This window comes from Pseudooceanicola profundus (assembly GCF_054919315.1).
The window spans coordinates 2,260,281-2,272,500 of record NZ_CM142898.1 but is presented as its reverse complement, the minus strand read 5'-3'; the positions used below and the strand labels follow the sequence as shown (position 1 = coordinate 2,272,500).

Sequence of the window (12,220 nt, the reverse complement as noted above, 5' to 3'; positions counted from 1 at the left end):
GACTTGATCGACTTGAAGCCATACTTCCACGGCACCACGAGGCGCAGCGGCGCGCCGTTCTGGTTCGGCAGGTCCTTCCCGTAGAGCCCCGTCGCCACGAGGGTCAGCGGATGCATCGCCTCGTCGAGGCGCAGCCCCTCGCGGTAGGGCCAGTCGAGGACGGGATAGCGCACGCCGGGCATCTCGTCCGGGCGCAGCGCGGTTTCGAAGGCCACGTATTTAGCGCCGGACTGGACGCCGACCCGCTGCAGCAGCTTGCCCAGTTCGAAGCCGTTCCACGGGATCACCATGGACCAGGCTTCGACACAGCGCAGGCGGTAGATCCGCTCCTCGATCTGCTGGCCGGAAAGGATGTCATCGAGCGCATAGTCGCCCGGCGTGTCCACCATGCCGTCGATCTTGACGGTCCAGGGCTTCACGGTCAGCGAGCCGGCGTTCCGGGCAGGGTCTTCCTTGCCGGTGCCGAATTCGTAGTAGTTGTTGTAGTTGGTGATCTCTTCCAGCGTGTTCGGCGTCAGCCCCGAGGGGGCGGCAAGCGCCGGCCCCGCGATGGAGCCGACCCCCAGGCCGATCGCCCCCGCCATGATCTGACGGCGGTTGAGGTACATCTCTTCGGGCGTGACGTCGCAGTCGCGGAAACGCCCCTTCCAGATCCGGGCCATGGTTCGGCTCCCCTGTGGTTGCTTCCCTATACTCTTCGTATACGGCACAGGAGGCGTTACAGATGCCCCGCGCACCTCACATCTTTGTGGTCGCGCTGTAACCCGGGCCCTTTTCCGGCATGACCGAGGGGCGCAGCTTGTTCATCGGGATGCTCTCGCCGTTGGACTGCACGATGCGCACATGCCGCCGCCGCATCAGCCGCGGTTCGGCCACGCCGACGGAGTGGGCGATCATCTCGACTTCCTTGATCACCTGCTTGGCGTAGTTGGCGACCTTCTCGTACTTCTGTTCCACCACGAGGCCGCGCTGCAGGTGCGGATCGTGGGTGGTGATGCCCGTGGGACAGGTGTTCTTGTTGCACTTCAGCGCCTGAATGCAGCCGAGGGCGAACATGAAGCCCCGGGCCGAAGTCACGATATCCGCCCCCGCGCAGATCGCCCAAGCCACGTCGCCGGGGTTCACCAGCTTGCCCGATGCGATGATGCGGATGCGGTCCTTCAGCCCGTAGCGGTCGCGCATGTCTACGATCCGGGGCAGCGCCTCGCGGATCTGCATGCCGACAAGGTCCATCAGCGGCATCGGCGCGGCACCGGTGCCGCCCTCGCCGCCGTCGATGGTGATGAAGTCGGGCGCGCAGTCCGGCCCGCGTTCGAGGATCAGCTCGAAGAGTTCCTCGTAGGCGTCGGAGGACCCGATCACCGTCTTGAAGCCCACCGGGCGGCCGGTCACCTCGCGGATATGGCCGATCATGTCGAGCAGCTGGCCGAAGTCCGCGATATCGAGGTGCCGGTTGGGCGAGATCGAATCCTGCCCCACGTGGATGCCCCGGATACGGGACACTTCCTCGTCGACCTTGGCGCCGGGCAGGATGCCGCCCTTGCCGGGCTTGGCGCCCTGCGCCAGCTTCAGCTCGAACATCTTGACCTGCGGGTGCGCCGCAACCTGCCGCAGCTTCTCGTCGTTCAGGCGGCCCTCGGCGTCGCGGACACCGTATTTCGCCGTACCGATCTGGTAGACGATGTCGCAGTTGGCCTCCTCGTGGTAGGGGCTCAGCCCGCCCTCGCCGGTGTTCAGCCAGATGCCCGCCTTGGCCGCGCCACGGCTCAGCGCCTCGATCGCGGGGCGCGAGATGGCACCGTAGGACATGCCGGAGATATTGAAGATCGAATGCGCCATGTAGGGCATCCGCGCGGTCGGCCCGATCTCCATCGGCTGCGAGGCGGCGAACTGGTCATCCAGCGGCGGGAAGGTGGAGTTCACGAAGATCGTCGTGCCGGGGATCGTCAGGTTGCGGGTCGAGCCGAAGGCGATCGTGTTCCCCTCGCCCTTGCCCGCATGGTAGACCCAATCGCGCTGCGCCCGGTTGAAGGGCATCTCCTCGCGGTCCATGGCAAAGAAGTACTGCCGGAAGAACTCACCCAGCTTGGTGAAGAGCCCGCGAAACCGCCCGATGACGGGATAGTTCCGAAGGATCGCATCGTCCGACTGCCAGCGGTCGATGACATACATCCCGACCGCGAGCAGCGCCGCGAAACCGATTGCTAGGATGAAGAACAGCGCAAGATATTCCAGCGCGCTTCCCGCGAAGTCCATGACACACTCCCTTTGGCGTCTTCGGGCCGGGCCCGATTTGTCACCTCAACATCGGGGCCAGACTGCGATTATATGGTGACAGCGGCAAGTAACCTGCCGTGAAAAACCGGAGGAGGATCCCATGAAAGTTTCAGGGATGATCGGCGGCGCCCTATTGCTGGCGCTCCCGGCCCTGCCCGCCATGGCGGAGGGGCTGGTCAGCTACACGACGCAGGAGAGTTTCGAGGACGTTGTCTTCGGGCTGGAGAATGCGATCATCGACGAGGGACTGGTGATCGATGCCACCAGCCACGTGGGCGAGATGCTGGCGCGAACCCGCGCCGACGTCGGCTCGGATGTCGAGATCTTCAAGGCGGCAGATGTCTATTCCTTCTGCTCCGCGGCGCTGTCGCGCAAGGTGATGGAGGCCGACCCGATGAACATCCGCTTCTGCCCCTATGATATCTTCGTGGCGGTGAAGGCGGACACGCCGGAGGAGACGGTGATCGGCTACCGCGCCTTTCCAGACGGCCCGATGAAGGAGGTCGAGGCCCTGCTGGATCGCATCGCCCGCAACGCCATCGGGATGGACTGAGCCTCAGGGCCGGCCTCCGGGCCAACGGTCACACGAAATGAACGGCCAGCGCCCGCCCCGGGGTGGGCGCGGTGTCCCCCTTTGACGTGCCGGCGCGGGCAGCGACTGGCCGCCGCGCGCCGCGACCCCACCCTCGCCCCGCGCTTCACCGGCCGATTGACCGGGACACGCCGCGCGGAACCGAGAGGCTCCCACCACCACCGTGCCGCTGGCGCCCCTGCCCTACGCCTCCACCGGCCCATCGGACGCGGAGGCGTCGGAGTGACCCGCATTTTTCCCGCTCCCAAGCGGCCCCAATCATTTCACATCACGAAAAAAATCGAAAAGGCGGTTCACCGCGGATCACATGAAAACACCGCATCGTGACTGGAAATCCCGACAGGCCCCGGCTTGACCCAATAGCGCCGCGCGTCAACACCGGCTCGCGATTTCTTGAGGGTGATCCAGTTCCGCCCCCGCCGGGTATCCCGTTCACTGACGCCGATGACGGTGCAGCAAACCAGAACATGGAGATATCAAGATGATCCGCCGCAGCTTTATCGCCCTCGCCGCCGTTGCCTCGCTGACCGCGCCCACCGCCCTGCTCGCCGACAACCACATGGGCAAGAAGGACATTGTCGATACCGCCACCGAAGCCGGCGATTTCGGCACCCTGCTGGCCGCAGCCGAAGCAGCCGGCCTTGTCGAGACCCTGAAAGGGGACGGTCCCTTCACGGTCTTCGCCCCCACCGACGAGGCATTCGCCGCCCTCCCCGAAGGCACCGTCGACAGCCTGCTGCTGCCCGAGAACAAGGACAAGCTGACCGAGATCCTGACCTACCACGTCGTGCCGGGCGCGGTGATGTCCGGTGACCTGACCGACGGCATGATGGCCGCTACGGTGGAAGGCGAAGAGATCGAGATCTCGCTGGGGGACAGCGTGATGGTCGATGAGGCCACCGTTGTGATGCCCGACGTGGAAGCCTCCAACGGCGTGATCCACGTGATCGAATCGGTGCTGATGCCTGACGCCGCGATGTAAGTGCCGTTTCGGCCTGCGGGGCCCCAGCCCCGCACCCGGACATGAAAAACCCCGCCGGATCGCTCCGGCGGGGTTTGTCGTTCTGCGCTGACGCAGCCCTCAGTGGACCACCGCGTCCTGCGGCTTGTCGCGGTTGCTGGCGCCCAGCTTCTCGCCCAAAAGGAGCCCTTCGGCCCCCGCCGTGACGGGGATGGTGTCGCCGTCCTTCACGTCGCCTGCCAGCAGCAGCTCGGCCAGCGGATCCTGCAACGCACGCTGGATGACCCGTTTCAGCGGCCGCGCCCCGAACACCGGGTCGTAGCCTTCGTCGGCCAGCCACTTCCGGGCGCCCTCGTCCAGCGCCAGATGGATCTTGCGACCCGCAAGGCGTTTCTCGAGGCGACCCAGCTGGATCGTGACGATCCCGTCCATGTCCGCCCGGGCCAGCCGGTCGAAGACGATGATCTCGTCCAGACGGTTGAGGAACTCGGGCCGGAAGTGGGCCTTCACCGCATCCATCACGTCACGCTTCGCATCCGCCGCATCGGCCCCTTCGGGCAGCTGGCTCAGCGCCTGCGCCCCGAGGTTCGAGGTCAGCACGATGAGCGTCTGCTTGAAGTCGACCCGACGGCCCTGGCCATCGGTCAGCACACCATCGTCCAGAACCTGCAAAAGCACGTTGAAGACATCCGGGTGCGCCTTCTCGACCTCGTCGAAGAGGACGACCTGGTAGGGACGCCGACGCACGGCTTCGGTCAGGACACCGCCTTCGTCATAGCCGACGTATCCCGGCGGGGCACCGATCAGACGGGCGACCGAGTGTTTCTCCATGAACTCCGACATGTCGATACGCACCATCGCGTTGTCGTCGTCGAAGAGGAACTCGGCCACGGCCTTGGTCAGCTCGGTCTTACCCACGCCGGTCGGCCCGAGGAAGAGGAACGAGCCCAGCGGACGGTTCTCGTCGTTCAGGCCCGCACGCGCCCGGCGCACGGCATTCGCCACCGCCCGGACCGCCGCGTTCTGGCCGATGACCCGCTTGTGCAGGCCGTCTTCCATGCGCAGCAGCTTCTCGCGCTCGCCTTCCAGCATCTTGGCCGTGGGAATGCCCGTCCAGCGTTCGACCACTTGCGCGATCTGCTCCGGACGCACCGCTTCCTCGACCATGACGCCGCCTTCGGCTTCCGCCGCCTCGGCCTCGCCCAGCTGTTTTTCCAGCTGCGGGATCACGCCGTAGGAGAGTTCACCGGCTTTCGCCAGATCCCCGTTCCGCTTGGCGATCTCCAGATCCGCGCGGGCGCGGTCCAGCTGTTCCTTCAGCTCGCGGGCCCCGGCCAGCTTGTCGCGTTCGGCCTGCCACTTGGCGGTCATCTCGTCAGACCGGTCCTGCAGGTCGGCCAGCTCCTTCTCGAGCGTCTCCAGCCGGTCTCGGGAGGCCGCGTCATCCTCGAGCTTGAGCGCCTCGACCTCGATCTGCATCTGCAGGATCTGCCGGTCGAGCTGGTCCAGCTCTTCGGGCTTGCTGTCGACCTCCATCCGCAGGCGGCTGGCGGCCTCATCCACGAGGTCGATCGCCTTGTCGGGCAGGAACCGGTCCGTGATGTAGCGGTTCGAGAGCGTCGCGGCCGCCACGAGGGCACTGTCCGAGATCCGCACGCCATGGTGCAGCTCGTACTTCTCCTTGATGCCCCGCAGGATCGAGATCGTGTCCTCGACCGTCGGTTCGCTGACCATCACCGGCTGGAACCGGCGCGCAAGGGCGGCGTCCTTCTCGACATACTTGCGGTATTCGTCGAGCGTGGTGGCCCCGATGCAGTGCAGTTCCCCCCGGGCAAGCGCAGGCTTGATCAGGTTGGCCGCATCCATCGCGCCATCGGTCTTGCCGGCCCCGACGAGCGTGTGCATCTCGTCGATGAAGAGGATGACCTCACCCGCCGCGGATTCGATTTCCGACAGGATGGACTTCAGCCGCTCCTCGAACTCGCCGCGGTACTTGGCCCCGGCAATCAGTGCGCCCATGTCCAGCGCCAGCAGGCGTTTGTTGCGCAGGCTCTCCGGCACGTCGCCGTTGACGATGCGCAGGGCCAGACCCTCGGCAATCGCGGTCTTACCGACGCCGGGTTCCCCGATCAGGACCGGGTTGTTCTTGGTCCGGCGCGACAGCACCTGCATCGAGCGGCGGATTTCATCGTCGCGCCCGATGATCGGGTCGATCTTGCCTTCCTCGGCCGCCTTGGTCAGGTCGCGGGCGTATTTATCCAGCGCCTCGAAGGTATCCTCGGCATTCGCGCTGTCGGCCGTGCGGCCCTTGCGAATGTCGTTGATCGCCTCGTTCAGGCTCTGCGCGGACACCTTGCCCGCCTCCAGCGCGTCCTTGGCCGGGCTCTTCACCAGCGCAAGCGCGGTCAGCAGCCGTTCGACGGGGACAAACGAGTCCTTCGCCTTCTCGGCCAGCTTCTCGGCCTCGCCCAGAACCTTCGCGGTCTGGCTGTCCATGTAGATCTGGCCGGCGTCGCCGCTCACCTGCGGGATTTTCTTCAGCGCGATCTCGACCTGCTGCTTCACCCGCTTGGCGTCGCCGCCGGCGCGGTTGATCAGGTTCGAGGCGAGACCTTCACTGTCATCCATCAGGGCCTTGAGCAGATGCTCGGGCGCCAGTTTCTGATGGCTCTCCCGCATCGCAATGGTCTGGGCGGCCTGAAGAAAACCGCGCGACCGTTCCGTGAACTTTTCCATGTTCATCGGCAAACTCCTTCCTCAATAGCACCCCTCGTTCGAAACGCCCGCTTGGCGGCGCGCTCCCGTTCGGGGCCTCGATAGACAAGATGGGGGAGCGTCCCGGGCTTTCCAAGATGTCCCGCCGCACAAACTGTGGTTTTTTTGCCGCACCCCGATCTTGCCGGGGATCGGCACTCTCTATATACTCGGGAAAATCGCAGGAGACCTCCCAATGACCGCAGATGACCGCCTGATCGTCGCTCTCGACGTACCCGATGCCCTGTCCGGGTTGCAGCTTGCCGAGACGATCGGCGACGCCGTGAGTTTCTACAAGATCGGCCTCGGAATGCTGACCGGCGGGGGCCTCGCGCTCGCCAACGAGCTCAAGCAGGAGCATGGCAAGCGCATCTTCCTCGACATGAAGCTCTTCGACATCGGCGCCACGGTGGAAAACGCGGTGCGCGGTCTGGCGGCGTTCGACCTCGACTTCCTCACGGTGCACGGCGACCCGCACGTGGTGCGCGCGGCCAAGGAAGGGGCGGGCGCCTCGCAGACCAAGATCCTCGCCGTCACCATCCTGACCTCCTTGGAGAGCTCCGATCTCGACGACGGGCTGATGAAGGCAGGCGACGTGCGCGACATCGTCATCGAACGCGCGGCCAAGGCCTTCGAGGCCGGGGCCGACGGGATCATCGCCTCGCCTCAGGAAGCGGCGGCGATCCGCGCCCTGCCGCAGGCCGAGGGCCGGCTGATCGTGACGCCGGGCGTGCGCCCTCTGGGGGCCGACAAGGGCGACCAGAAGCGGATCGCGACGCCGTCGCTGGCGATCAAGGACGGTGTCGACCACATCGTGGTGGGCCGCCCGATCTGGCGCGCAAAAGACCCGCGCGCAGCCGCCCAGGCGATTCAGCGCGAAATCGCGGATGCTTGGAAGACCAACGCCTCCTTCGCGTGAGCGCTGACGACGTGTCGTGAGAGGGGCCGCGCTTGCGGCCCTTTTTCTTTGGCAGGGGGCTGGAGGAGGTCGCAAGGCGTCTCGTCGGATATCATGGCAGTCCCTGCCCCGAGTCGCCATCCCCTGCCCGTTTGCCAAGCGGCGCATGCGCGGGACAAGGCCGCAGGCGGCCGCGCATCGCAGGCAGGCCCCCACGCGGCGGCGATTTGGGTCGAGGCCGGGCGGTCTCTTGAGAGGGAGCGGCGAGTGTCGCTGCGATAAAGTGGTAGCCAGAGCGGTCCGGATCACCCTCGCGCGCGCCGTCGATCCGCGGCTTGGCGTCTGGGGGCGGGCCCGAGCGACCTTGCGCCGAAGTGGCGAAGGCAGTCGTGGCTATGCCAGGGGAGACGCGATCAGTCTGTCTTCGCGGTACATACGGCGAACGCGTCCCCACCCATCGTCAGCACCTGCATACCGCCAGTCCCCTCCGCCCCTCAGGCCGCCCGCTCGCTCTCCAGGTAATCCAGCAGATAGCCCCGGAAATGCGGGATCGAGTCGGGATGCGCGAGGTAGGCGTCGGCCGACATCATCTCCCAGCCCTGCCCCTCGTCGCCCAGCACCACGTCATCGACGCGCCAGTCCTCGACCCGCGCCACGAAGAACCAGACCCGCCCATGGGGCCGGTCGTAGCTGCGCCGCCAGATCAGCACCGTGTCCGGCAGGTCGAGAGAGACCTCCTCCAGCGTTTCGCGCAGCGCGCAGGCCTCGGGGCCCTCGTCGCCTTCGCGCCCGCCACCGGGGAAATCGAGGAAATCCGGCCAGGGGATATCCGGCCGGTCATCACGCCGGATGACAAGCAGCTCCTCGCCGAGGAACAGCGCCAGCTTGGCGCCCACGAATCCGGTGTCACTCTCCATGGCGCCAATGTAAGATGGCTTTGCGAAACATCCATGGACCCGCCCGCGCTTTTCGTCCGATGCCAGCCCTTTGCCGCGATTGCCTCACACCTTTTGAGCAGGGTGCCTCCTGCCCCGCCTGCCGCTCCCGGCGGGTGGTCTCCCATGCGGAGCTGAACCGGCTGACCATCGCCCATATGGATTGCGACGCCTTCTATGCCTCGGTCGAGAAACGCGACAACCCCGAGCTGGCGTCCAAGCCGGTGATCATCGGCGGCGGGCGGCGCGGCGTGGTCTCGACCGCCTGTTACGTCGCGCGCATCCGCGGCGTGCGCTCGGCCATGCCGATGTTCCAGGCGCTCAAGCTCTGCCCGGATGCCGTCGTCATCAAGCCGCGGATGAGCCGCTACGTCGAGGTCTCCCGCGCGATCCGCGCCATGATGGAGGAGATGACCCCCGCCATCGAGCCGCTCTCGCTGGACGAGGCCTTCCTCGACCTGACCGGGACCGAGACACTCCACGGCGTGCCCCCCGCCACGATGCTGGCCCGCCTCGTGCGGCGGATGCGGGACGAGCTGGGGGTGACCGGGTCGATCGGGCTCAGCCACAACAAGTTCCTCGCCAAGGTGGCCAGCGACCTCGACAAGCCGCACGGGTTTTCCGTCATCGGCGAGGCGGAGACGGCGGAGTTCCTGCGCGAGAAGCCGGTGCGGCTGATCTGGGGCGTGGGCAATGCCACGCAGGCCGCGCTGGACAAGGCCGGCATCCGCACCTTCGCCGACCTGCTGCGGTGGGACCGGCAGGACCTGCACGCGCGATTCGGCTCCATGGGTGACCGGCTCTATTTCCTCGCGCGCGGCGAGGACCGGCGCCGGGTCTCGGCCCATAACCCGGTCAAATCCATCTCGAACGAGACGACCTTCTTCGAGGACACCGCCAGCCATGACATCCTCGACGGTCACCTCTGGCGTCTGTCCGAAAAGGTCTCGGACCGGGCCAAGGCCAAGCAGATGGCCGGCCGCGTGGTCACGCTGAAGCTGAAGCGCGCGAACCATGCCACGCTGACGCGGCGCATTTCGCTGCCCGATGCGACCCAGATGGCGGACGTGATCTATCGCAGGGCGCGCGCACTGTACGACGGTGTGGGGGACGAGGGCCCATTCCGCCTGATCGGTGTGGGGATCAGCGAACTGGTGCCGGAAGCGCAGGCCGACCTCTCCGCAGACCTGCTGGACCCGGACGCCGGACGGCGCAGCAAGGCGGAACGGGCCACCGACAGCATCCGCGCGCGATTCGGGCCCGATGCGATCGTGAAGGGCCGCGCCCTGCGCTGAGGGCGCGATTCGGCAAACGTCCGGGAGCTTACTCCGCCGCCAGCGGCATCTCGCGCTTGCGACCGATCTCGGCGATGTCCTGCGCCACCTGCCGCAGCAGGCGCTGCACCGCGCGGAAGTTGGCATTGGGGCGGATCATCTGCTCGTTCATGTAGATCGAGCGGTCGATCTCGATCTGCACCGCGTGCTGGCGCCGCGAGGGCCGCCCGTAATGCTGGGTCATGTAGGCCCCGGCGAACGGCGCATTGCGCACCACCGTCAGCCCGGCGTCCTGAAGCGCATGTTCGATCCGGTCCACGATGGCCCCGTCGGCCGAGGCGCCGAATCGATCCCCCAGCACCACGTCGGGGCGGCGCGCCCCGCTGCGGGCGATACAATCCACCGCCTCGTGCGGCATGGAGTGGCAATCCACCAGAATCGCCTCGCCGCAGAGGGCATGGGTGCGGTCCAGAAGCCCCTGAAGCGCGCCATGGTAGGGTTTCCAGTGCCGCGCCAGCCGCTCATGCGCCTCTTCCAGCGTGATCTTGCCCGAGTAGATTGCCCGCCCGTTCGACACGACGCGGGGAATCACCCCGAGGCCCGAGGCGATACGTGGGTTGTGGGCCTGCCGGCGCACGCCCTCGATCACTGCGGGATCAAGCTCTTCCGCGGCGCGATTCAGGTCGACATAGGCGCGCGGGACCTTTGCGGTCAGCAATTGCGCCCCGAACTCCGTCACGCAGGCGAAAAGATCGTCGACGAAAGCGTCCTCGGACGAGCGGATCGTGAAGGGATCGAGCACCGAGCGGCGCAAAAAAGCGCGCGGATAGTCCCGCCCGGAATGGGGCGAAGCAAAAATGACGCTCGTTGTGATCGCTTCAGGCTGGAAAATCTGGAAGGAATCGGCGGTCATAGGCAATCCTCGTTGCGTCATGATAGGCAGAAAAAGAAACTCGCCAAAACCCCCTTGATCCCCGCTGAGAGTCCTTTTATAGACCTCCAAACCGGCGCGGACCTCCGCGCCCTTTCACTTGAAGGGGCAGGGGAAAACGCAGGTAAGTGGGCGGTTAGCTCAGCGGTAGAGCACTTCGTTGACATCGAAGGGGTCACAAGTTCGATCCTTGTACCGCCCACCAGAATTCACCGGCACATCGCAAGATGTGTCACCCGCTTAACAGGCGCTCGCCGCGCCGCGAAATGAGGAGAAGGCCATGAAGGTCAAGAACTCGCTCCGCTCGCTGAAGCAGCGCCACCGCGACTGCCGTGTCGTGCGCCGCAAGGGCCGCGTTTACGTGATCAACAAGACGCAGCGCCGGTTCAAAGCTCGCCAGGGCTGAACCGCGAGACAGCGGAATGGTTTAAAGGCCGTCCTTCGGGGCGGCCTTTTGCTGTTCCGGATGGCGCTTTCGCATGGTCCGGGCCGAATCGTGCGAAAGCGCCGAGCCGCGACTCGCCCACCGGCGGGCCCCTCCCCGGCGAAAGGGGGAAAGACTCACCCGCTCAGGCGAGCAGCCAGGCCTTTCCTGCCTCGAAGTCATCCTCGTCGAAGTACTTCGTCTTCGCCTCGAGGAACTGCGACATCAGCCCCTCGGCCATGCGCATCCACGCCGCATCGCCCACCACGGCCACCCGCGCGGGTTGCTTGTGGTGCGATTTCACCAGCGACAGGTGCTGCCCCAGCGCCGACATCCCCTGCCAGCCGTCGAACTCCCGCAGGTCCAGCAGCAGGCGGAATCGCCCGGCCTTGGCCGTCCATGCGTCCAGGTCGGCGGCCTTCTCCTCGTAGACCTTGCTGTCGAGCTTGCCGAGAAGGCGGATCATCAGGGCATCCTCGCCGATCTCCTCCATGTGGAAGGCTCCCAGCGATTCGCGCAGCCAGCGCCGTGCCTCGTCGACCTCTTCCAGGTCGAAGGTCTTCACTGGGCAGGGCATGGCAAAACCGAAGAGCTTCACCGATCCGGCCAGCATCTCGCTGTCGGTGACGACGGCGACCCGGTCGAAGCCCGACCAGTGCCGCATGCCCAGCCGGGCATCGGCCCACATGGCCCCGGCGGAATAGCCCTCGAATCCCGGCCCGACCTGATAGAGCAGGCGCACCTTGTCCTCGCCCGCCAGGGCCTTTTCCACCGCGGGGATGAGAACGGATTCGTAATCCTGTTCCGTCACCCGTCCGGTGGCGCGGATTTCCATGATGCCTTCGGGGGTGGTTTCCGTGATCTCGATCATCTGCGACCTCCTTCGCAAAAGGGCGCGGCACGGCGCGCCTCTGCCATGAGATAGGCATTCGCACGCCGGTTTTCAGTGGACGCGACGTTTCGCCGTGACGCAGGGGCCGGAAGGCTTTGTCATCGCCCCGTCACCCGGGATGATGAAGCTGACGCAGATCATGGTTCCAGCGCGCCCGCCGCGCCACGATGCGGGCAACCGGTTCAGAAAGGATCCCCCTTGTCCGATACGAGTCCCTCCCCCCGTTCCGCCGACACGCTGCCCGCCAGGGCCCCCGGCCTGCCCGTGCCCGTTCCGCCTGTT

11 protein-coding genes and 1 tRNA gene (1 of these 12 running past the window's edge) are annotated in these 12,220 nt (G+C 66.1%); 6 read left to right on the top strand and 6 right to left on the bottom strand.

The features are described 5' to 3' along the window. Positions 1–662, bottom strand: partial view of a protein-methionine-sulfoxide reductase catalytic subunit MsrP gene (msrP, locus tag ACX9MO_RS10405; RefSeq protein WP_462211794.1) — the 5' portion only. The gene continues 241 nt to the left of window position 1, outside the view; only the first 662 of its 903 coding nucleotides appear in the window; it begins with the start codon at positions 660–662; the stop codon falls past the left edge of the window. A 76-nt stretch (positions 663–738) separates the two neighbouring features. Continuing rightward, the gene (locus ACX9MO_RS10400; protein ID WP_222494942.1) at positions 739–2,256 is read right to left on the bottom strand and encodes an FMN-binding glutamate synthase family protein; all 1,518 of its coding nucleotides are present in this window, start codon (positions 2,254–2,256) and stop codon (positions 739–741) included. A gap of 121 nt (positions 2,257–2,377) precedes the next feature. On the opposite strand from ACX9MO_RS10400, the gene ACX9MO_RS10395 reads away from it, so the two are divergent. Then, positions 2,378–2,830 carry a DUF302 domain-containing protein gene (locus tag ACX9MO_RS10395; RefSeq protein ID WP_462211793.1) on the top strand — a complete coding sequence of 151 codons (453 nt, stop codon included), beginning with the start codon at positions 2,378–2,380 and terminating at the stop codon, positions 2,828–2,830. Positions 2,831–3,350: 520 nt separating this feature from the next. Then, the gene (locus ACX9MO_RS10390; protein WP_462211792.1) at positions 3,351–3,851 is read left to right on the top strand and encodes a fasciclin domain-containing protein; all 501 of its coding nucleotides are present in this window, start codon (positions 3,351–3,353) and stop codon (positions 3,849–3,851) included. Between the two features lie 99 nt (positions 3,852–3,950). Here the strand turns inward: ACX9MO_RS10390 and clpB are convergent, their stop codons facing one another. Further along, positions 3,951–6,572 (bottom strand): ATP-dependent chaperone ClpB, encoded by a 2,622-nt coding sequence (gene clpB / locus ACX9MO_RS10385; RefSeq protein ID WP_462211791.1) that lies wholly within the window; start codon positions 6,570–6,572, stop codon positions 3,951–3,953. A gap of 208 nt (positions 6,573–6,780) precedes the next feature. Between clpB and pyrF the strand changes: the two genes are divergently transcribed. Continuing rightward, positions 6,781–7,503, top strand: coding sequence for an orotidine-5'-phosphate decarboxylase (gene pyrF / locus ACX9MO_RS10380; RefSeq protein ID WP_462211790.1), 723 nt, complete (start codon positions 6,781–6,783; stop codon positions 7,501–7,503). Between the two features lie 473 nt (positions 7,504–7,976). Here the strand turns inward: pyrF and ACX9MO_RS10375 are convergent, their stop codons facing one another. Further along, positions 7,977–8,399, bottom strand: coding sequence for an NUDIX hydrolase (locus ACX9MO_RS10375; RefSeq protein ID WP_222494948.1), 423 nt, complete (start codon positions 8,397–8,399; stop codon positions 7,977–7,979). A gap of 59 nt (positions 8,400–8,458) precedes the next feature. On the opposite strand from ACX9MO_RS10375, the gene ACX9MO_RS10370 reads away from it, so the two are divergent. After that, complete coding sequence (locus ACX9MO_RS10370; protein WP_462211789.1) at positions 8,459–9,712, top strand: DNA polymerase IV; 1,254 nt, start codon at positions 8,459–8,461, stop codon at positions 9,710–9,712. Between the two features lie 28 nt (positions 9,713–9,740). On the opposite strand, the gene ACX9MO_RS10365 is transcribed toward ACX9MO_RS10370, so the two are convergent. Beyond that, entirely contained in the window at positions 9,741–10,604 is an 864-nt protein-coding gene (locus ACX9MO_RS10365; protein WP_222494952.1) for an N-formylglutamate amidohydrolase, read from the bottom strand. 148 nt (positions 10,605–10,752) lie between these two features. On the opposite strand from ACX9MO_RS10365, the gene ACX9MO_RS10360 reads away from it, so the two are divergent. Then, positions 10,753–10,827, top strand: a tRNA-Val gene (locus ACX9MO_RS10360). Positions 10,828–10,902: 75 nt separating this feature from the next. Further along, positions 10,903–11,028: a type B 50S ribosomal protein L36 gene (ykgO, locus tag ACX9MO_RS10355; protein ID WP_012177066.1), complete on the top strand. Its 126-nt coding sequence runs from the start codon at positions 10,903–10,905 to the stop codon at positions 11,026–11,028. Between the two features lie 163 nt (positions 11,029–11,191). On the opposite strand, the gene ACX9MO_RS10350 is transcribed toward ykgO, so the two are convergent. Then, positions 11,192–11,917 carry a SpoIIAA family protein gene (locus ACX9MO_RS10350; RefSeq protein WP_222494954.1) on the bottom strand — a complete coding sequence of 242 codons (726 nt, stop codon included), beginning with the start codon at positions 11,915–11,917 and terminating at the stop codon, positions 11,192–11,194. Between the last annotated feature and the right edge of the window lie 303 nt (positions 11,918–12,220).